This window comes from Streptosporangium nondiastaticum (genome assembly GCF_003011965.1).
GTDB lineage: Bacteria > Actinomycetota > Actinomycetes > Streptomycetales > Streptomycetaceae > Streptomyces > Streptomyces nondiastaticus.
The window spans coordinates 1-20,581 of record NZ_PXWG01000034.1 but is presented as its reverse complement, the minus strand read 5'-3'; the positions used below and the strand labels follow the sequence as shown (position 1 = coordinate 20,581).

Annotated in this window: 18 protein-coding genes; 15 read left to right on the top strand and 3 right to left on the bottom strand. The window is 72.1% G+C overall.

Features of this window, described 5'->3' with window-relative positions; translation table 11 throughout:
• Nucleotides 1-383 precede the first annotated feature (383 nt).
• The 11 genes from B7P34_RS15445 to B7P34_RS15395 all read left to right on the top strand — a co-directional run bounded on the left by B7P34_RS15445 (nucleotide 384) and on the right by B7P34_RS15395 (nucleotide 15,354).
• Nucleotides 384-1,829 carry an aldehyde dehydrogenase family protein gene (locus tag B7P34_RS15445; RefSeq protein ID WP_030369689.1) on the top strand — a complete coding sequence of 482 codons (1,446 nt, stop codon included), beginning with the start codon at nucleotides 384-386 and terminating at the stop codon, nucleotides 1,827-1,829.
• A 207-nt stretch (nucleotides 1,830-2,036) separates the two neighbouring features.
• On the top strand, nucleotides 2,037-2,996 hold the full coding sequence (locus B7P34_RS15440) for an NADP-dependent oxidoreductase (RefSeq protein ID WP_223267880.1): 960 nt from the start codon (nucleotides 2,037-2,039) through the stop codon (nucleotides 2,994-2,996).
• A 485-nt stretch (nucleotides 2,997-3,481) separates the two neighbouring features.
• Nucleotides 3,482-4,744 (top strand): sensor histidine kinase, encoded by a 1,263-nt coding sequence (locus B7P34_RS15435; RefSeq protein ID WP_106676873.1) that lies wholly within the window; start codon nucleotides 3,482-3,484, stop codon nucleotides 4,742-4,744.
• The gene (locus tag B7P34_RS15430) at nucleotides 4,710-5,435 is read left to right on the top strand and encodes a response regulator (RefSeq protein WP_106676871.1); all 726 of its coding nucleotides are present in this window, start codon (nucleotides 4,710-4,712) and stop codon (nucleotides 5,433-5,435) included. Before B7P34_RS15435 ends, B7P34_RS15430 begins: the two co-directional genes overlap by 35 nt.
• Nucleotides 5,436-5,712: 277 nt before the next feature.
• Nucleotides 5,713-7,647, top strand: coding sequence for an acyl-CoA dehydrogenase family protein (locus B7P34_RS15425; RefSeq protein WP_106676869.1), 1,935 nt, complete (start codon nucleotides 5,713-5,715; stop codon nucleotides 7,645-7,647).
• 305 nt (nucleotides 7,648-7,952) lie between these two features.
• On the top strand, nucleotides 7,953-9,158 hold the full coding sequence (gene dxr / locus B7P34_RS15420) for a 1-deoxy-D-xylulose-5-phosphate reductoisomerase (protein ID WP_223267888.1): 1,206 nt from the start codon (nucleotides 7,953-7,955) through the stop codon (nucleotides 9,156-9,158).
• Nucleotides 9,155-10,456 carry a M50 family metallopeptidase gene (locus B7P34_RS15415; protein ID WP_106676867.1) on the top strand — a complete coding sequence of 434 codons (1,302 nt, stop codon included), beginning with the start codon at nucleotides 9,155-9,157 and terminating at the stop codon, nucleotides 10,454-10,456. The genes dxr and B7P34_RS15415 overlap by 4 nt, the downstream gene beginning before the upstream one ends.
• A 174-nt stretch (nucleotides 10,457-10,630) precedes the next feature.
• Nucleotides 10,631-11,788 (top strand): flavodoxin-dependent (E)-4-hydroxy-3-methylbut-2-enyl-diphosphate synthase, encoded by a 1,158-nt coding sequence (gene ispG, locus B7P34_RS15410; protein WP_106676865.1) that lies wholly within the window; start codon nucleotides 10,631-10,633, stop codon nucleotides 11,786-11,788.
• A gap of 237 nt (nucleotides 11,789-12,025) precedes the next feature.
• Nucleotides 12,026-12,871, top strand: a complete 846-nt coding sequence (locus B7P34_RS15405; protein ID WP_106676863.1) for a GNAT family N-acetyltransferase — start codon at nucleotides 12,026-12,028, stop codon at nucleotides 12,869-12,871.
• A 45-nt stretch (nucleotides 12,872-12,916) separates the two neighbouring features.
• Entirely contained in the window at nucleotides 12,917-13,450 is a 534-nt protein-coding gene (locus B7P34_RS15400; protein WP_106676861.1) for a GNAT family N-acetyltransferase, read from the top strand.
• 206 nt (nucleotides 13,451-13,656) lie between these two features.
• On the top strand, nucleotides 13,657-15,354 hold the full coding sequence (locus tag B7P34_RS15395; protein WP_106676859.1) for a proline--tRNA ligase: 1,698 nt from the start codon (nucleotides 13,657-13,659) through the stop codon (nucleotides 15,352-15,354).
• A 328-nt stretch (nucleotides 15,355-15,682) separates the two neighbouring features.
• On the opposite strand, the gene B7P34_RS15390 is transcribed toward B7P34_RS15395, so the two are convergent.
• The 3 genes from B7P34_RS15390 to B7P34_RS15380 are packed head-to-tail and all read right to left on the bottom strand — an operon-like array spanning nucleotide 15,683 to nucleotide 17,840.
• Nucleotides 15,683-16,612: an aminoglycoside phosphotransferase family protein gene (locus B7P34_RS15390; RefSeq protein ID WP_106676857.1), complete on the bottom strand. Its 930-nt coding sequence runs from the start codon at nucleotides 16,610-16,612 to the stop codon at nucleotides 15,683-15,685.
• 29 nt (nucleotides 16,613-16,641) lie between these two features.
• A complete protein-coding gene (locus tag B7P34_RS15385; protein ID WP_106676854.1) occupies nucleotides 16,642-17,139 on the bottom strand; it encodes a ferritin-like domain-containing protein in 498 nt (165 codons plus the stop codon).
• Entirely contained in the window at nucleotides 17,136-17,840 is a 705-nt protein-coding gene (locus B7P34_RS15380) for a hypothetical protein (protein ID WP_106676852.1), read from the bottom strand. Before B7P34_RS15380 ends, B7P34_RS15385 begins: the two co-directional genes overlap by 4 nt.
• 169 nt (nucleotides 17,841-18,009) lie before the next feature.
• Between B7P34_RS15380 and rimP the strand changes: the two genes are divergently transcribed.
• From rimP to B7P34_RS15360, 4 genes are all read left to right on the top strand, one after another.
• Nucleotides 18,010-18,555 carry a ribosome maturation factor RimP gene (gene rimP / locus B7P34_RS15375; protein WP_106676850.1) on the top strand — a complete coding sequence of 182 codons (546 nt, stop codon included), beginning with the start codon at nucleotides 18,010-18,012 and terminating at the stop codon, nucleotides 18,553-18,555.
• Between the two features lie 14 nt (nucleotides 18,556-18,569).
• The gene (gene nusA, locus B7P34_RS15370; RefSeq protein ID WP_223267887.1) at nucleotides 18,570-19,559 is read left to right on the top strand and encodes a transcription termination factor NusA; all 990 of its coding nucleotides are present in this window, start codon (nucleotides 18,570-18,572) and stop codon (nucleotides 19,557-19,559) included.
• A 163-nt stretch (nucleotides 19,560-19,722) separates the two neighbouring features.
• The gene (locus B7P34_RS15365) at nucleotides 19,723-19,959 is read left to right on the top strand and encodes a YlxR family protein (RefSeq protein WP_286157479.1); all 237 of its coding nucleotides are present in this window, start codon (nucleotides 19,723-19,725) and stop codon (nucleotides 19,957-19,959) included.
• 183 nt (nucleotides 19,960-20,142) lie between these two features.
• Nucleotides 20,143-20,581: translation initiation factor IF-2 N-terminal domain-containing protein (locus B7P34_RS15360; RefSeq protein ID WP_189382800.1), on the top strand; the 439-nt coding region annotated here is incomplete at its 3' end.

Sequence of the window (20,581 nt, the reverse complement as noted above, 5' to 3'; positions counted from 1 at the left end):
AGTGAGGGCGGCCTGAGGCCGGGAGTCGGCGACGGCCGGGCCCGGAGACCGGCGGGCGGCCTCATGCGGGGGATGGGAACCGCCTCAGGCGACGGCCGGACCTGGAGTGCAGCGGTGGCCTCAGGCAGCGGGCGGGCCACCTTCAGACCCCCGGGCCTCAGGCCCCCAGGCCCCGCCTCCTGGACGGAATGCCGGCAGCTGGAAGCCGGCGGGCCGGCAAGGCGGCCCCGGGGCAGGCGCGAGGGTGACCCTGATGCGCCCGCCACCCCGCCATTGCGGTGCCCCCTCCCGCGGTACTGCTCCACCACGGACAATCGGCGCCCGGCCGCCCCGCACCTACGGTGGGGGAGCAATATCCACACCACTTGGGAAGGGCCGGGATTGTGACTGCTCCCCACGCGTTCTGGCTGGCCGGCCGCGAGGCCACCGGCGAGGAGACCTTCGACGTCACGAACTCCTGGGACGGCCGTCTCGTCGGCACCGTGAGCGTGCCCACCGAGGCACAGGTCGAGGAGGCCGTTGCCGCCGCGCACGCCGTTCGAGAGGAGTTCGCGGCGACGCCCGCCCACGTGCGGACCGCCGCCCTCGACCACGTCGCGAAGCGGCTCACCGAGCGCGCCGAGGAGATAGCCCAGCTCATCTCCGCCGAGAACGGCAAGCCCATCAAGTGGGCCCGCGGCGAGGTCGGCCGCGCCGTCTCGGTCTTCCGCTGGGCCGCCGAGGAGGCCCGCCGCTTCAACGCCGGCGACGCGCAGCGTCTGGACACCGACGCCGGCGGCACCGGCCGCCTGGCGCTCACACGCCGCTTCCCGCGCGGCACCGTGCTGGGCATCGCGCCGTTCAACTTCCCGCTGAACCTGAGCGCCCACAAGGTCGCCCCGGCGATCGCAGTCGGCGCGCCGATCATCCTCAAGCCCGCCCCGGCGACCCCGATCTCCTCCCTCGTGCTGGGCGAGATCCTGGCCGAGACGGACCTGCCGGCGGGCTCCTGGAGCGTGCTGCCGGTCCCGAACGACCGCATGCCCGCCCTCGTCCAGGACGAGCGGCTGCCGGTCATCTCCTTCACCGGCTCCGGCCCGGTGGGCTGGTCGATCCTCGACTCGGCCCCGCGCAAGCACGTCACCCTCGAACTCGGCGGCAACGGTGCGGCGGTCGTCCTCGCCGACTGGTCCTCCGAGGAGGACCTCGACTGGGCCGCGCAGCGCATCGCGACGTTCTCCAACTACCAGGGCGGCCAGTCCTGCATCTCGGTGCAGCGGGTCATCGCGGACGCCTCGCTGTACGAGCGCCTCGTGCCCAAGGTCGTCGCCGCCGTCGAGGCCCAGGTCACCGGTGACCCGTCGGACGCCGCGACGGACGTCGGCCCGCTGGTCAGCGAGGACGCCGCCAAGAGGGTCGAGTCCTGGGTGAACGAGGCTGTGGAGAACGGCGCCACTCTCCTCGCGGGCGGCAAGCGCGACGGTGCCACCTACGCCCCGACCGTGCTCGCGGACGTCCCTGCGGACGTGACCATCGCCTGCGAGGAGGTCTTCGGCCCGGTCCTGACGATCACCAAGGCAGAGGGCGAGGAGGCCGCCTTCGCCGCGGTCAACGACTCCCCGTACGGCCTGCAGGCCGGCGTCTTCACGCACGACCTGCAGACGGCGTTCCGGGCGCACCGCGCGCTGGAGACCGGCGGCGTCATCATCGGCGACGTCCCCTCGTACCGCGCCGACCAGATGCCCTACGGCGGCGCCAAGCAGTCCGGCGTGGGCCGTGAGGGCGTGCGCTACGCGATGGACGACTACACGTACGAGCGGGTGCTCGTGCTGACGGGCCTGGCGCTCTGACAAAGAGCCCGCCTGCAGGCGGCAGAGTTCACCGGACGGCCGGGACGCGCATGAAGCGCGCCCCGGCCGTCGGCGTTCCCGGCCACGGCTCCCCACCTCTGGCCCGATCCTGGCGAACCATGGCAGTCAGGCCACTCGTTGCCGTACACGATCTCCGCGAATCTTGGGGACATCGAACCGAACGGCACGACTGCAAGGAGCACCACCATGGCCGCCACCCCCACCCGCATGCACGCCATCCGCCAGGAGACCGCAGGCGGCCCCGAGGTGCTGCAGCTGGTCGAGACCGACCGCCCCGTGCCGGGCCCCACCGAGATCCTGGTGCGGGTACGGGCCGCAGGGGTCAACCCGGCCGACTGGAAGACCCGAGCACGTGGCTACTACTACTCGGGCCAGGTCCCGCCCTTCGGTCTCGGCTTCGACGTCTCGGGCGTGGTCGATGCGGTCGGCGACGGCGTGACCCTGTACGCCCCGGGTGACGAGGTCTACGGCATGCCGCGCTTCCCGCACCCGGCGGGCGCTTACGCCGAGTACGTCGCCGCGCCCTCCCGGCACTTCGCCCCCAAGCCCCGGGGCCTCGACCACGTGCAGGCCGCAGCCCTGCCCCTCGCGGCCCTCACCGCCTGGCAGGCCGTCGTCGACACCGCCCGGGTCACGGAGGGTCAGCGTGTCCTCATCCATGCGGCAGCGGGCGGCGTCGGCCACCTGGCCGTGCAGATCGCCAAGGCCCGGGGCGCGTACGTCATCGGCACGGCCGGCGCCGCCAAGCACGACTTCCTGCGCAGCCTCGGCGCCGACGAACTCATCGACTACCGCGAGCAGGACTTCGCCGAGGAGCTGGAAGACCTCGACGTCGTCGTGGAGTCCATCAGCGGTGACTACCCGGCCCGCTCCCTGCGCACCCTGCGCCCCGGCGGCACCCTCGTCTCGCTGCTCCCCCTGCAGGAGCCGATCATGGCCGAGGCCCGCGAACGCGGCATCCGCGCCGTGCGCATGATGGTCGAGCCCGACCTCGCCGGCCTGCAGGGCATCAGCGAGCTCGTCGAGTCCGGACGGCTCCGCACGGAGATCGCCGCCGTCCTGCCCCTCGCCGAGGCGGCCAAGGCGCACGAGCTGGGGGAGACGGGCCGCACCTCCGGGAAGATCGTGCTGACCGTCGGCGACTGACCGCTGCATGTCCGTCGGCATTTCCTGCCTCATGCGGCGAGCAACGGGGCCTCATGCGGCGCCGCCTCATGCGCCTGTACGGCGCGCCAGGCGGCCCCATGCCGGCTCCGAGCCGTCCCGTGCCGGGGCCTCAGGGCCGTCGCCCCATGCGGCGCCATGAGGCGCCTCGGTGCCGCCGCCTCATGCCGTCATCCAGCCGTCCCGCATCCACACAGTGCGCCCCGCAGCCCCGTGCCGGAGCACGGAGCACGGAGCGCACTGCGTTCCCCGTGGTTCCCCCGTCCCGTCGGCCCGTCCCCCGTGACCGATGCCGGGCCGACCTCACCGACGGTACGGACCGCGTGCGCGCCGGTCGTCCCGTAACGGGTGGAATTCCGCCCTCAACCCGCGCAGCAGCCGCTCGGCGGTCTCCAACCAGCGCGGTAGGCGGGACAGCCTCCGCCTGACCGATGCCGAGCCGTCCCCGGGATGGCTACGCTGCGGCGATGCGGACCGTGCGGGCGCTACGAGGGCAGGTTGCGGGCCGGCCGAGGGCGGCACTGGACGTGCCGCTGGCGGCGGGGCTCACCGCCGTAGCGCTGCTGCTCGCCGGTGAACGCCCGCCGGAAGGCTGGTCCTGGGACCGGCCCGACGCCCTCGGCTACACGCTGATCTGCGTCATCAACCTCCTGCTCGCCGCCCGCCGCAGCGCCCCCGTGGCGGTCTTCACCAGTGCCGCGGCCCTGTGGCTGTGGTACATCGCCGCGGGGTTCTGGCCGGTCGTCAACAGCGCGGCTCTGATGCTGGCGCTCTACACGGTCGCGTCCATGCGCCGCACGGTCCAGGCCGCGGCCTGCGGAGCCGCCTTCGCCGCCGTGTGGGTGGCGGGGGCGCTGCTCTCCGGCAGCAACGCCCCGACGACGGCCATCGCCCAGGCGCTCGTCGTGCCGTTCATCATGTGGAAGTTCGGCGACAACGCCCGCAAGCTGGGCGCCCGCAACCGCACCCTCTCCGAGCTGACCGAGCAGCTGCGGCGCGAGCGCGAGGAGAACGCCCGCCGTGCCGTCGCCGAGGAGCGCGTCCGCATCGCCCGCGAACTGCACGACGTGGTCGCCCACCACATGTCGGTGATCTCCGTTCAGGCAGGGCTCGCCCAATACGTCTTCACGGCCGATCCCGGCACCGCCCATGGGGCGCTCGGCACTATCTCGGCCGCCAGCGGCGAGGCACTGGAGGAACTGCGCCGGCTCTTGGCCGTGCTGCGCGTCGGCCCCGAGGGCACTGGGGAGAGCGTCGGCGAGGAAGGCCCTTACCAGCCCACGCCCGGGCTGGACCGGCTCCAGGACATGGCGGCGCGCGTAAGGGCGGCAGGCGTGGAAGTGGAGCTGCAGATCGTGGGGGAGCGGCGCCCGCTCGCCCAGGGACCGGACCTGTGCGCGTACCGCGTCGTCCAGGAGGCACTGACCAACGTCATCAAGCACGCCCGCCCCGCGCGGGCCACGGTCCGCATCGCGTTCCTGCCGCACCAGCTGTCGGTCCGGGTCACCGACGACGGGCGGGGAAACGTTCCGGCCATCCCGGTTCCGTCGGGCGGGCACGGGTTGATCGGCATGCGCGAGCGCGCCAGGATCTACGGGGGAACCCTGGCGGCAGGACCGCGGGACGAGGGCGGGTTCGAGGTCCGGCTCACCCTTCCCTTGCAGCCGGCGGCGCGCGGGAGAGGGACGGCAGGGGATGACGGGGAAGGCGGGCGGGGCGCAGGCGCCTGAGGCGGGCGGCACGGGGGACATACGCGTCCTCGTCGTGGACGACCAGGTCCTCATCCGCGCCGGTGTCGCCGCACTGCTGCGCGCTGCCCCCGGCATGGAGGTCGTCGCCGAGGCGTCCGGCGGCGAGGAGGCCGTGGCGCTCGCCGCCGAGCACCGGCCCGACGTGATCCTCATGGACATCCGGATGCCCGACCTCAGCGGCATCACCGCCACGGAACGGATCCTGTGCGACGCACCGCCCCCCGCGCCCCGTGTCCTGGTGCTGACCACCTTCGACCTCGACGAGTACGTGTACGCGGCCCTGCGCGCCGGCGCTGCCGGCTTCCTGCTCAAGGACGCGGGGCCGCAGCGGCTCCTGGCCGCCGTCACGGCGGTCGCCGGGGGTGACACGCTCTTCGCCCCCAGCGTCACCCGCCGCCTCGTCGAGGCCTTCACCCGGCGGGCGGAAGCGAGCCCCTCCGCCCCGCCCGGAACGGCCCTCGACGCGCTCACCAGCCGCGAGCTCGAGGTGCTGCGGCACACCGCACGAGGCCTGTCCAACGCGGAGATCGCCGCCGAACTCGTGATCAGCGAGGCCACCGTCAAGACGCACCTCAACCGTGCCATGGCGAAGCTCGGCCTGTGCAGCCGCGCGCAAGCGGTCGTCGTCGCCTACGAGAACGGCCTCGTGGTCCCCGGCACGGGAAACTGAGCGGCTCCGGGCCCCCGCCCGAGCCCCGCCTCACGCCTACGCTGTGCGGGTCACATGGGCTCATGCCGCCGCGGTCCAGTACCCCGCACACCGGCCCCATGCCCCGCCTCATGCGGCGAAGGCCCCACGTGCCTGTGGCAAGGCTCCGTGCCCCGCCCGCCCGGACCGGATCGTTGCGCGAGGTCTGGTAGATGCCGGGAGGATCGGGTACATACGGTCCAGTAGTACCGGTCGGTAGCCGACCGGGACGGCCCCGACTGAAGCGGCGAGGTGCCTCATGACCGCACCATCCGTACGACCGGTCTCCGAGCGCGAAGCACGCCAGGTCGCCGAAGCGGCCCGGGAGCAGGACTGGAAGAAGCCCAGTTTCGCCAAGGAACTCTTCCTCGGCCGGTTCCGCCTCGATCTGATCCACCCGCACCCGACCCCGGCCCTGGAGGACGTACGGCGCGGCGAGGAGTTCCTCGCCAAGCTCCGCGACTTCTGCGAGACCCGCATCGACCCCGCCCGCATCGAGCGGGAGGCGAGGATCCCGGACGAGACGGTGAACGGGCTCAAGGAGCTCGGCGCCCTCGGCATGAAGATCGACACCAAGTACGGGGGCCTGGGACTCACCTCGGTCTACTACAACAAGGCCCTCGCCGTCGTCGGCTCCGTCAGCCCCGCCGTCGGCGCGCTGCTCTCCGCCCACCAGTCCATCGGCGTCCCGCAGCCGCTCAAGCTCTTCGGCACGCAGCAGCAGAAGGAGACGTTCCTGCCGCGCTGCGCCCGTACCGACATCTCGGCCTTCCTGCTCACCGAGCCCGACGTCGGCTCCGACCCCGCGCGCCTCGCGACCTCCGCGGTCCCCGACGGCGACGACTACATCCTCGACGGGGTCAAGCTCTGGACCACCAACGGCGTCGTCGCCGACCTGCTGGTCGTCATGGCGCGGGTGCCCAAGAGCGAGGGCCACAAGGGCGGCATCACGGCCTTCGTGGTGGAGGCCACGGCCGAAGGCGTCACCGTCGAACAGCGCAACGCCTTCATGGGCCTGCGCGGCATCGAGAACGGCGTCACGCGCTTCCACCAGGTGCGCGTCCCCGCCGCCAACCGCATCGGCCCCGAGGGCTCCGGCCTCAAGATCGCCCTGACGACGCTCAACACCGGCCGGCTGTCCATCCCCGCCATGTGCGTCGCCGGCGGCAAGTGGGCGCTGAAGATCGCCCGCGAGTGGTCCACGGCACGCGAGCAGTGGGGCAAGCCCATCGCCCGGCACGAGGCGGTCGGCTCGAAGATCTCCTTCATCGCCGCGACGACCTTCGCCCTGGAGGCCGTCCTCGACCTGTCGGGCCAGATGGCCGACGAGGACCGCAACGACATCCGCATCGAGGCCGCCCTCGCGAAGCTGTACGCCAGCGAGATGGCCTGGCTGATGACCGACGAGCTCGTGCAGATCCGCGGCGGACGGGGCTACGAGAGCGCCGCCTCGCTCGCCGCACGGGGCGAGCGCGCGGTGCCCGCCGAGCAGATGCTGCGCGACGCCCGCATCAACCGCATCTTCGAGGGCTCCACGGAGATCATGCACCTGCTGATCGCCCGTGAGGCCGTGGACGCCCACCTCTCCGTCGCGGGCGACCTCATCGACCCCGAGAAGTCCCTGGGCGACAAGGCCCGCGCAGGCGCCCGCGCAGGGGGCTTCTACGCCCGCTGGCTGCCCAAGCTGGTCACCGGGCCCGGGCAGCTCCCGCGTACCTACGCCGAGTTCCACCCCTCCGGTCACCGCGACCTCGCCACCCACCTGCGCTACGTGGAGCGGTCGTCGCGCAAACTCGCGCGCTCCACCTTCTACGCCATGTCGCGCTGGCAGGGGCGCATGGAGACCAAGCAGGGCTTCCTGGGCCGCATCGTCGACATCGGCGCGGAGCTCTTCGCGATGAGCGCGGCATGCGTCCGCGCGGAGCGGCTGCGTGCCGAGGGCGAGCACGGGGCGGAAGCGTACGAGCTCGCCGACGCCTTCTGCCGTCAGGCCCGGATCCGCGTCGAGGAGCTCTTCGGGCGGCTGTGGACCAACACCGACGATCTCGACCGCAAGGTCGTCTCCGGCGTGATGTCCGGGGCGTACGAGTGGCTCGAGGCCGGCATCCTCGACCCCAGCGGCGACGGCCCCTGGATCGCGGACGCCACCCCCGGCCCCGCCAAGACGGACAACGTCCACCGCCCCATCCGCTGAGTCCCGCCGCCTCATGCGGGCGCTTCGGCGCCCCATGCGGCGCCGCTCCGCCTCATGCGGGTGTTCCGTGCCTCACGCGATGCTCCTCCGCCTCATGCGGCACCCTCACCGCCTCATGCGGCAGCTTCACCGCCCCGTGCGGGCGTGTCCCGCCCCATGCGGATGTCACCCCACGGAGGGCGGACAGGGGCTCCCTGTCCGCCCTCCGCGCGGAAGAGGCAACAATGGAGCCCATGACGGACTCCCTCGCTGACCCGCATCTGCGCTACTCCGCCCCCACCGCCGCGGGCGGACCGCGCGAGATCGTGATCCTCGGTTCGACCGGCTCGATCGGCACCCAGGCCATCGACCTCGTGCTCCGCAACCCCGACCGGTTCCGGGTGACCGGCCTGTCGGCCGCCGGCGGCCGCGTGGGGCTCCTCGCCGAGCAGGCGCGGCAGCTGAAGGTGCGCACCGTCGCCGTTGCCCGTACCGACACCGTGCCCGCGCTGCGCGAGGCGCTGGCGGCGCAGTACGGGGCGGAGCCGCAGCCCGAGATCCTCGCGGGGCCCGAGGCGGCCGCCGAGCTGGCCCGCAGCGAGTGCCACACCGTCCTGAACGGCATCACCGGTTCGATCGGCCTGGCGCCGACCCTGGCAGCTCTGGAGGCCGGCCGGACGCTCGCGCTGGCCAACAAGGAGTCGCTCATCGTCGGCGGTCCCCTGGTCAAGGCCCTCGCCAAGCCCGGGCAGATCATCCCCGTGGACTCCGAGCACGCCGCGCTCTTCCAGGCGCTGCTGGGCGGCACGCGCGCCGAGGTCCGCAAGCTGGTCGTCACGGCCTCGGGCGGGCCCTTCAGGGGCCGTACGAAGGCCGAGCTGGCCTCCGTGACCCCCCGGGACGCGCTCGCTCACCCCACCTGGTCCATGGGGCCGGTGATCACGATCAACTCCGCCACCCTCGTCAACAAGGGCCTCGAGGTCATCGAGGCACACCTGCTGTACGACATCCCGTTCGACCGCATCGAGGTCGTCGTCCACCCGCAGTCCTACGTCCACTCGATGGTGGAGTTCACCGACGGCTCCACGCTGGCCCAGGCGACCCCGCCCGACATGCGCGGCCCGATCGCCATCGGTCTCGGCTGGCCGGAGCGGATCCCGGACGCGGCCCCCGCCTTCGACTGGTCCACGGCCTCCACCTGGGAGTTCTTCCCCCTCGACGACGAGGCCTTCCCGTCCGTCGCGCTCGCCCGGCACGTCGGCGGGCTGGGCGGCACGGCGCCCGCCGTCTTCAACGCCGCCAACGAGGAGTGCGTCGACTCCTTCCTCGCCGGCGGGCTGCCGTTCAACGGGATTGTCGATACGGTCGCGGAGGTGGTGGCGGAACACGGCACGCCCACCACGGGAACCCGTCTCACCGTCGCGGACGTCTTGGAAGCGGAGGCCTGGGCACGCGCCCGGGCCCGTGAACTGGCAGCGCGGACGGCCCCGGCGGCCCGTACCGCGAAGGCGACCTCGGAGGCCCGCGCATGACGACACTGATGACGGTCCTCGGGATAGTCGTCTTCGTGGTGGGCCTGCTGTTCTCGATCGCCTGGCATGAGCTCGGCCACCTGTCGACCGCGAAGCTCTTCGGCATCCGCGTGCCGCAGTACATGGTCGGTTTCGGGCCGACGATCTTCTCGCGGAAGAAGGGCGAGACCGAGTACGGCATCAAGGCCGTCCCGCTCGGCGGCTACATCCGCATGATCGGCATGTTCCCGCCGGGCGCGGACGGGCGGATCGCCGCCCGCTCCACCTCGCCGTGGCGCGGCATGATCGAGGACGCCCGCTCGGCCGCCTTCGAGGAGCTCCAGCCCGGCGACGAGACGCGGCTGTTCTACACGCGCAAGCCCTGGAAGCGCGTCATCGTGATGTTCGCCGGCCCGTTCATGAACCTCGTCCTGGCCGTCGCGATCTTCCTCGGCGTGATGATGTCCTTCGGGATCAGCACGCAGACGACGACCGTCTCGACCGTCTCCGAGTGCGTCGTCGCCGCCAGCGCCCCGACCGACAAGTGCGGCAAGGGCAACCCGGACTCCCCGGCCAAGGCCGCCGGCCTCAAGCCGCGCGACAAGATCGTGGCCTTCAACGGGCACCGTACGGACGACTGGGCCACGCTCCAGAAGGAGATCCGCAGGACCACCGGCCCGGCCACCGTCACGGTCGAGCGCGACGGCGTCCGCAAGACCCTGAGCGCGAACCTGATCTCCAACCAGGTCCAGAAGTACGACAGCAAGGGCGCGCCCATCAAGGGGCAGTACGTGACGGCCGGGTTCCTCGGCTTCGCGCCCGCCACGGGCGTGGTGCCGCAGACCTTCGGCCAGTCCGTCGACCGTATGGGCGACATGGTGCAGTCCGGCGTCGAGTCGCTGATCGCTCTTCCCAGCAAGATCCCCGACCTGTGGAACGCCGCGTTCGACGGCGGCGAGCGCAAGGCCGACTCCCCCATGGGCGTCGTCGGGGCGGCACGGGTCGGCGGCGAGGTGTTCAACCTCGACATCCCGCCGTCGCAGCAGATCGCAACCATGCTGTTCCTGGTCGCGGGCTTCAACCTCTCGCTGTTCCTGTTCAACATGCTGCCCCTGCTGCCGCTGGACGGCGGGCACATCGCCGGGGCGCTGTGGGAGTCCGTGCGGCGCGCCTTCGCCAAGGTGTTCCGCCGCCCCGACCCGGGACCGTTCGACGTCGCGAAGCTGATGCCGGTCGCCTATGTGGTGGCGGGAATCTTCATCTGCTTCACTCTTCTCGTCCTCATCGCGGACGTGGTGAACCCGGTGCGGCTCACCTAGCGCGAAGTGAGGACAAACGCCCGTTTGTGGCGACCGGCCGGAGTTTGTGGCCGGTCGCCCGCGTTTGAGGGGCCTCCGCGGTGGGATGTGCTTCCAACGGACCGGGTGCCGTAATCTCGAAGCGGAGCCCGCCGATCTCGGGACCTTGATTCACACCTTGGGGTTGCTCGCCACATGACTGCGATTTCGCTTGGAATGCCCTCCGTTCCGATCAAGCTCGCCGACCGCAGGGTCAGCCGCAAGATCCAGGTCGGCTCCGTGGCCGTCGGAGGCGACGCACCGGTCTCGGTGCAGTCGATGACCACGACCAGGACGTCGGACATCGGTGCGACGCTCCAGCAGATCGCTGAGCTGACGGCGTCCGGCTGTCAGATCGTGCGTGTGGCCTGCCCCACGCAGGATGATGCGGATGCGCTGCCGGTGATCGCGAAGAAGTCGCAGATCCCGGTGATCGCGGACATCCACTTCCAGCCGAAGTACGTCTTCGCCGCCATCGATGCCGGGTGTGCGGCGGTTCGGGTGAACCCGGGCAACATCAAGCAGTTCGACGACAAGGTCAAGGAGATCGCGAAGGCGGCCTCGGATGCGGGCACTCCCATCCGGATCGGTGTGAACGCGGGGTCGCTGGACCGGCGTCTGCTGCAGAAGTACGGGAAGGCGACGCCTGAGGCGCTGGTGGAGTCGGCGCTGTGGGAGGCCTCGCTCTTCGAGGAGCACGGTTTCCGGGACATCAAGATCTCGGTCAAGCACAACGACCCGGTGGTGATGGTCAACGCCTATCGTCAGCTGGCGGCGCAGTGCGATTACCCGCTGCACCTGGGTGTGACCGAGGCGGGTCCCGCGTTCCAGGGCACGATCAAGTCGGCGGTGGCGTTCGGTGCGCTGTTGTCGGAGGGTATCGGTGACACGATCCGGGTCTCGCTGTCGGCGCCGCCGGCGGAGGAGATCAAGGTCGGCATGCAGATCCTGGAGTCGCTGGGGCTGCGTCAGCGCCGGCTGGAGATCGTCTCGTGTCCGTCGTGCGGTCGTGCGCAGGTGGATGTGTACAAGCTCGCGGACCAGGTCAGTGCCGGTCTGGAGGGCATGGAGGTGCCGCTGCGCGTTGCGGTGATGGGCTGTGTGGTGAACGGTCCGGGCGAGGCGCGAGAGGCCGATCTGGGGGTGGCCTCGGGCAATGGCAAGGGCCAGATCTTCGTCAAGGGTGAGGTCATCAAGACCGTGCCCGAGTCGAAGATCGTGGAGACCCTCATCGAGGAAGCCCTGAAGATCGCCGAGCAGATGCAGAAGGACGGCGTCGAGTCCGGCGAGCCCAAGATCAGCATCGCCGGCTGACCGCTGCTTCCGCGCCTCGTGCACCCGTGCATGAGGCCGCCCCGTGCGCCCATGCACGAGCCGCCTCATGCGCCCGCGCATGAGGCAGTGCCCCGCCTCCGTCCAGTACGGGGCGGGGCGCCGCTGTTTCCCGCCCCGTGCGGGCCGCGAAGGGGGTACGCCCCGAGGCCTGGAGGTACAGTTCCAAGACCTGTTTCCCATGGCCTCGGGCCCCGTGACGGTGAGGCAAAACCACACGTGCTGACGACGACCACCACCAAGGTCCTGGAGCCCGGCGACATCGAGGCCGCCCTCGCCGTCCTCGGCCGCGACCCCGTCGCCAACGCCTTCGTCGCCGCCCGCGTCCAGGTCGCGGGCCTCGACCCCTGGCGGCTCGGCGGCGAGATGTGGGGCTGGTACGCCGGCGGACGTCTCGAATCCCTCTGCTACGCCGGCGCCAACCTCGTCCCCATCTGCGCGGGCCCCGAGGCCGTACGGGCCTTCGCCGACCGCGCACGCCGCGCGGGGCGCCGCTGCTCGTCCATCGTGGGCCCCGCGGAGGCCACCGCAGCGCTGTGGTCGCTCCTCGAGCCCCACTGGGGCCCCGCGCGGGAGGTCCGCGCCCACCAGCCCCTCATGGTCGCCCGCTCCATGCCCGCCGACATCGAGCCCGACCCCCTCGTCCGCCGCATCCGCAAGGACGAGATGGAAGTGATCATGCCGGCCTGCGTGGCCATGTTCACCGAAGAGGTCGGCGTCTCGCCGCTCGCCGGCGACGGCGGCCTCCTCTACCAGGCCCGGGTCGCCGAGCTCGTCGGATCCGGGCGGTCCTTCGCCCGCATCGAGGACGGCCGCGTCGTCTTCAAGGCGGAGATCGGCGCCGCCACGCCCCAGGCCTGCCAGATCCAGGGCGTCTGGGTCGCCCCCGAGCACCGCGGGCGCGGCCTGTCCGTCACCGGTATGGCGGCCGTCCTGCGCTACGCCCTCGCCGAGGTGTCGCCGGTCGTCAGCCTCTACGTGAACGACTACAACACCGCCGCCCGGGCCGCCTACCGGCGTGTGGGCTTCGAGGAGACCGGCGCGTTCATGAGCGTGCTGTTCTGAGCCGCCCGGCCCCGTGCGCGGGGTACGGACGGGTAGCCTCCCCGCATGGATGACATCGTGGTCGGGCCGCTCGACCTCGCCGCGCGGGTCGACGACGCACTGGCCGTGCAGGCACTGGCCTTCGGGCTCAGCGAGGAAGAGATCGCCGTACGGCGCCACATCGTGCTGCGCCACCTCGCCTCCCGAGGCTCCCGCGCCCTCGGGGCGACGACCGGCACCGGTCGGCTCGTCGGCTTCGTCTACGGCATGCCCAACGACCGCGGCCACTGGTGGTCGGGGGTCGTCGAACCGTATCTGCGCGCCACCGGCACCGACGGCTGGCTCGACGACTCCTTCGTCATCACCGAACTGCACGTCCACCCCGACTTCCAGAAGCGGGGCATCGGGCGGTCCCTCATCACCACGATCACCGACAGTGCCGCGGAGCCCCGCTCGATCCTCTCGGCCATCGACACCGAATCCCCCGCCCGCGCCCTCTACCGCAAGCTCGGGTACCGCGACCTGGCACGCCCCGTGCACTTCCCCAGCGCGCCCAGCCCGTACGTGGTGATGGGGGCGCCGCTGCCCCTGCTGGGGTGAGGGCGTAGACGGAAGGGGAAGGGAAGCGCTGCTCCGATCGCGGGCGCCCCACGGTCCGGCGGGCCCGCCTCATGCCACTCTGTTGGGATGTCCAACGATTGCGCATGAGGCGGCCGGTGCCACCGTCACCGAGAACTCGTTTCAGGGGTGCCCTCGGCTCCCGCTAGGCTCCTGACAATTCCCTACGCCCTGCCAGGAGACCGACCATGGCCCATGTCCAGCGCATGTCCACGACGCTGCTGAAGACGCTGCGCGACGACCCTGCCGACGCGGAGACCGCCAGCCACAAGCTGCTGGTCCGCGCCGGCTACGTCCGCCGCTCGTCCGCCGGTGTCTGGACCTGGCTGCCGCTCGGCAAGAAGGTGCTGGACAACGTCTCGCGCGTGGTGCGGGAGGAGATGGACGCCATCGGGGGCCAGGAGGTCCTGCTGCCGGCGCTGCTGCCCAAGGAGCCCTACGAGGCGAGCGGGCGCTGGGAGGAGTACGGCGACCTCCTCTTCCGCCTCAAGGACCGCAAGGGTGCCGAGTACCTGCTGGGCCCCACGCACGAAGAGATCTTCACCCTCACCGTCAAGGACCAGTGCACGTCCTACAAGGACCTGCCCGTGATCCTCTACCAGATCCAGACCAAGTACCGGGACGAGGCGCGTCCCCGCTCCGGCGTGCTGCGCGGGCGCGAGTTCCAGATGAAGGACTCCTACTCGTTCGACACCACCGACGAGGGGCTCGCCGAGTCCTACCGCCTGCACCGTGAGGCGTACACCCGCATCTTCGAGCGCCTCGGCCTCGACTACCGCGTCGTCTCGGCCGTCTCGGGCGCCATGGGCGGCTCGGCGTCCGAGGAGTTCCTGGCACCCGCCGCGGCGGGCGAGGACACCTTCGTGGACTGCCCCCAGTGCGACTACGCCGCCAACACGGAAGCCGTGACCGTCAAGGTGAGCCCCGTGGACCCCGCCGGCCACGGCCCCGTCGAGGAGCTCGACACCCCGGACACGCCCACCATCGAGACGCTCGCGGCCCACCTCGGCGTACCGGCCTCCTCGACCCTGAAGAACCTCCTCGTGAAGGTCGACGGCGAGATCACCGCCGTCGGCGTGCCCGGCGACCGCGAGGTCGACCTCGGCAAGCTGGGGGAGCACCTGGCGCCCGCCGTCGTCGAACTGGTCACGGCCGAGGACTTCGAGGGCCGGCCCGAGCTCGTACGGGGCTACGTCGGCCCGCAGGGCCTCGGGCTGCGCTACATCGCCGACCCGCGCGTGGCGCCCGGCACGGCCTGGATCACCGGCGCCAACAAGTCCGGCAAGCACGCCCGCAACGTGGTGTGCGGCCGGGACTTCGAGGTCGACCAGTACCTCGACGTCGTCGTGGTCGAGCCGGGCGACCCCTGCCCCTCCTGCGGGGCGGGCCTGGAGATCGGGCGGGCGATCGAGATCGGCCACATCTTCCAGCTGGGCCGCAAGTACGCCGACGCGTTCGGCCTCGACGTCCTCGGGCAGCAGGGCAAGCCGGTCCGCGTGACCATGGGCTCGTACGGCATCGGTGTCTCGCGTGCCGTGGCGGCCCTCGCGGAGCAGACGCACGACGAGGCCGGCCTGTGCTGGCCCCGCGAGGTCGCGCCCGCCGACGTCCACGTCGTCGCGGCCGGCAAGGCCGTGCAGACCGAACTCGCCCTGGAGCTCGCGGACAAGCTGGGCTCGGCGGGCGTACGGGTCCTCGTCGACGACCGCGCCGGTGTCTCACCGGGCGTGAAGTTCACCGACGCCGAGCTGATCGGCGTCCCGACCATCCTGGTGGTCGGCCGCGGCGCGCCCCAGGGAATCGTGGAGCTGAAGGACCGCCGCACCGGCACCCGTGAGGAACTGCCGGTCGCCGAGGCGATCGAGCGCCTCAGCGCCCTCCGCTGACGTTCCGTCGGAGACGGTCGGGGCCCCGTGCCCCGACCGCATGGGGCGGGCCTGCGGGCCCGCATGAGGCCGCCATGGTGATGGCGCGCGTGGCCGTCCCGCCTGCATGAGGCCCCCCGCATGAGGCGGCGTTCCGCATGGGGCTCCTGCGCATGAGGCGGCGTTCCACGCGGGGCTCCTGCGCATGAGGCGCAGGTTTGGGGCCACGCGGCATGGCCCAAGCGCCTCACCCGGCGCCGCCTCATGCAGGGGGCCTCATGCCTGCCTTCCCGCTCCCGCCCCGTGCCCTCTCACCCGGGCCCGCGCGCGTGCCCTGGCCCTTGCCCCCTCAGAGCATCCCTGCGAACTCCAGGAGGAGTTCGCCCCGTGCGCGGGTACCGCCGGAGAGCTCCCGCATGCCTGCTTCGGCGGCGCGGAAGAGGGCCCAGCCCCGCAACCGGTTGCTGTCGACGTCCAAGGCGTCGGCCAGCTTGGCCACGCGCCGGCGGGCGATCGCCGCGGCGCCGGGGGAGGCCATCAGGGTGTCGACGCGGTCCAGGGCGAGCCACGCGAGGTCGTAGGCGCGCTCGCCCACCAGCGGCCTGGGGCCGACGGACAGCCAAGGGGCCCTGTCGCCCGCCAGGACCTTGCCCTGCTGGTAGTTGCCGTGCAGCAGGGACGGCGCCTCGCCGGAGTCGGCCGCCAGTGCGTCCCGCAGTTCCAGGGCCTCGTCGACGACGGCTCGCGCTTCGGAGGCCCACGCCTCCTCGGACAGCTTCCGCAGCGCGCCCGCCAGCCGTGCCGTGTGGTCGGCCACCGTCGTGAAGGGATGGTCCTCCGCGGGCCGCACCCACAGCCGCTGCAGCGTTGCGGTCGCCTCCAGGACCGCCTTCTGCTCCGCGAGGGACCGCAGACTCACACCAGGCCGCAGCCGCTCCAAGAGGAGCGCGCCCGCCTCCTGCTCGGCGCGCAGCATCCGGACCGCCCCCAGGCCGTTCCAGTGCGCGAGCGCCGCCTGCTCCAGTGCAGCGGCCCCACCCGGCTTCTCCAGCTTGAGCACGACACCCGTGCCGTCCGCCCGGTGCGCAAGGACGACGACGCTGCTCCGCCCGCCCGGCTGGTGCACCCGTTCGGGCGTCAGCTCCCAGCGCTCCGCGAAGTCGCGCACCCGTTCCGGCAGCGACGCGAGCCACTGGTGGGCGGCCTCGTCCACCGGCTCGGAGCCCAGGGCCCGCACCAGCCGCTCCGGTGCTGCGAAGCGGTCGTCGGCGTTGCTCATCCCTGTGCTGTCCTTTTCGTCTTTGCTGGTCAGGTGTGGTCCGGTGAACTGCTCGGCTGCTCCGGAGCGCTCCGCTCCGGGAGCCCAGGGAAGGCTACGCCGCCGCCGCGCCAGCGCACGGCGCGCACTGCCGCCTCCCGCAGCGCACCCGCGGCCTCACCCCGTAGGGCACCGCCCGCGGCACCCACGAGATCGGCGTACACGGCCGCGACGCGTGCCTCCAGCTCCGCCGCCAGCCGTACGGCGGCGTCCGCGTCGGTGACGGCGAACGGCAGCGCGTATCCGGCGGCCGCGGCTTCCGGCACGCCGCCCAGGTCCCGCACGGCGCGGCTCATCGCATCCCGCCGCGCGCGGTGCGCGTCGTACGCCTCACGCGCCTCCGCCGCCCGCTCCTGCGCCACACGCGCGCCGACGACCCCGTAGCCGTACACGGCGGCGTGCTCGGCCCCGAGCGCGGCCTGTGCGGTTTGCAACGCCCTTCGCGCGGCGGGGTCCTTCGGCGCGCGGGAGCTCGCCGTCTCCGTCATGAGTCACTCCCCAGCAGGTACGCGTGGGCCGCGCCGGCGGCGGCCACGGAGGCGAGCAGCCGGGCGAGTTCGGGCGAGGCGGAGGCAAGGTCCTTGGTGCGGCTGTCCGCCGTGCGACGCTCGGCGTCGGCCAGCGCCGCCAGCGCGGCCTTCTCGTCGCCCGGCACGCCGTCCGCACGGGGCGGCGACGAAGAACCGGCCGGCGAAGAAGAAACAGCGGGCGAAGGGCCGGAGGGAGACGGAGAGGCCGAGGAAGACGAAGGTTCAGAAGGTTCGATAGAGCCGGACGAGGCCGGCTCCGCCGCCTCATGCGACTCCGCGGAGCCCGCCTCATGCCCCGCCTCGCTCGCCGCCCCACGCGGCGTGCCCGACGCCCCATGCGCCGCCCCATGCGCCGCACCGAACGCCTCCGCATGGCGCGCCACCTCCCCGCGCAGCGGGCGCAACCGCTCCGCGAGCCCCCCGTGCACCGCGATCGTGGCGTCGTAGCGCGCGAGCAGCGCCAGCGAGGCGTGCTCCGCAGCGGCCCGCAGATGCTCGTCGCCCGAGCGGCCCGAGGCGTCGGAGGACGCCCCCGTGCCGCCGGAACAGCCGGTCAGCAGCCCCCCGCCGGCGGCGCCCAGTACAACGGCCGCGCCCCCCACCAGTACCCTGCGTCGGTGCGGGCCGGCCGGGCCCCGCGTCGTCGTCGTGAACGCCACGTTCCTCTTTCCGCCGGTCGGGTCATGATCACCGCACGTGAGCGTACCGGCGCGCCACCCGAAGGCCACGGACGAGGCACCGAATCGTCAGTCGGCTGCCGGAACAGATAGGCTTTGACCTGACACGCGACTTTCCCACAACAGCACACGCGGCCGAGGAGTCACCCGGATGAGCACCACCCAGAGCGAGCGGCTGCGCGAGCTGCTGGCCCCTCTCGTGAGCGCGCGGGAGCTGGATCTGGAAGAGATCGAGGTGACCACGGCGGGCAAGCGGCGTGTGCTGCGCATCGTGGTGGACTCCGATGCGGGCGTCGAGCTGGACGAGTGCGCGGAAGTCAGCCGCGCCGTCTCCGAGAAGCTCGACGAGACGGACGCCATGGGCGGCGCCCCGTACGTTCTGGAAGTCACCTCTCCCGGCGCCGACCGCCCCCTGACCGAGCACCGTCATTACGTGCGTGCCACCGGTCGTCTGATCAAGGCGCAGCTCGCCGAGGGCGGCGAGCTCGTGGCCCGCATCATCGCGGTGGACGACGAGGGGCTGGACCTGGAGGTCCCCGGGGTGAAGGGCCGCAAGCCCACCTCGCGGCGACTGGCCTTCGGCGAGATCGCCAAGGCCCGCGTGGAGATCGAGTTCAACCGCAAGGCCGCGGAGAAGACCGCAGACGCGGCGGCACAGGCCGCCGACGAAACCGACGAGAGCCAAGAGGAGGCGTAGCCGTGGACATCGACATGAGTGCCCTGCGGGGTCTGGTGCGAGAGAAGGAGATCTCCTTCGACCTGCTGGTCGAGGCGATCGAGTCGGCCCTCCTCATCGCCTACCACCGCACCGAGGGAAGCCGCCGCCGCGCCCGCGTGGAGCTGGACCGCTCGACCGGTCACGTGACGGTGTGGGCCAAGGAGGACCCGCAGGACTTGGAGCAGGGCGAGGAGCCCCGCGAGTTCGACGACACGCCTTCCGGCTTCGGCCGGATCGCCGCGACCACCGCCAAGCAGGTCATCCTCCAGCGTCTGCGCGACGCCGAGGACGAGATCACTTTCGGTGAGTTCGCGGGCCGTGAGGGCGATGTCGTCGCGGGCATCGTCCAGCAGGGCAAGGACCCGAAGAACGTCCTGGTGGACATCGGCAAGCTGGAGGCCATTCTGCCGGTGCAGGAGCAGGTCCCCGGCGAGGAGTACAAGCACGGCACGCGCCTGCGCACGTACGTCGTACGGGTGGCGAAGGGCGTGCGCGGCCCGTCCGTCACGCTCTCGCGCACCCACCCGAATCTAGTCAAGAAGCTGTTCGCCCTCGAGGTGCCGGAGATCGCCGACGGCTCCGTGGAGATCGCCGCCATCGCCCGTGAGGCGGGCCACCGCACCAAGATCGCGGTCCGCTCCACGCGCTCCGGCCTCAACGCCAAGGGCGCCTGCATCGGCCCCATGGGCGGCCGGGTCCGCAACGTCATGGCGGAGCTGCACGGCGAGAAGATCGACATCGTCGACTGGTCGGACGACCCCGCCGAGCTGGTGGCCCACGCCCTGTCCCCCGCGCGGGTGAGCAAGGTCGAGATCGTGGATCTCGCCGCTCGCTCCGCCCGGGTGACCGTGCCCGACTACCAGCTCTCCTTGGCGATCGGCAAGGAGGGGCAGAACGCCCGCCTGGCCGCGCGCCTCACCGGGTGGCGCATCGACATCCGCCCGGACACCGAGCAGCCCGACCGGGAATCCGGCCGAGCCTGATCACGTTCACCATGCCGGGGTCCGCGTTCGCGCGGGCCCCGGCATCGTGGCCGAAACGCATACGTGCCCGATCACTGCCCCCCAGGGGTGGGGCGGGCGCGGGGAGGTAGACTGAAGAGTGTCTGGCCGGACGCATGCCCGCGCATGCCCTGAGCGAACCTGTGTGGGATGCCGGGAGCGAGCGGCCAAGGGCGATCTGCTGCGGATCGTGATGATCGAGGGCGCCTGCGTCCCCGACCTTCGCGGTACGCTGCCCGGCCGGGGTGCCTCCGTGCACCCCACACTGGTCTGTCTCGACCTGGCGGTCCGCCGCCGGGCGTTTCCCAGGGCCTTCAAAAGCCCGGGGCCGCTCGACACGGCGGAGCTGCGCCGGTGCATCGAACAGATCGAACAGCAGTAGATCGGCCCCGCACTGCGCGGGGATGGCCCCACTGTAAGAAGCACGGCACGGGTAACCGTGCGGTCAGGTACCTCGCGAGTTGGAAGTAGGTCGAGATTGCGATGAGCACTCGATGAGTACGCGATGAGTACGCCCATGAAGTAGCGACGGTCCGGTGGACACCCCGGACCTAGAAGGAGCGAAGTGGCTAAGGTCCGGGTATACGAACTCGCCAAGGAGTTCGGAGTGGAGAGCAAGGTCGTCATGGCCAAGCTCCAAGAACTTGGTGAATTCGTCCGTTCGGCGTCCTCGACGATCGAGGCGCCGGTTGTCCGCAAGTTGACTGACGCACTGCAGGGACCCGGCGGCGCCGGCAAGCCCGGTGCGAAGCCCGCGGCGCCGCGCAAGTCCGCGGCCCCCAAGCCGGGTGCCCCCACTCCGGGTGCGCCCCGTCCCGCCGCCCCCAAGCCGGCGGCGGAGGCAGCTGCCCCCAAGCCGTCCCCGGCCGCGCCGGCCCCCGGTCCGCGCCCGGGTCCGAAGCCTGCCCCGGCGGCTCCGGCCAAGCCGGCCCCGGTCACCCCGGTGCCCGCCGCGGAGTTCTCCGCGCCGCCGGCCCAGGGTTCCTCCGCGCCGCGTCCCGGCA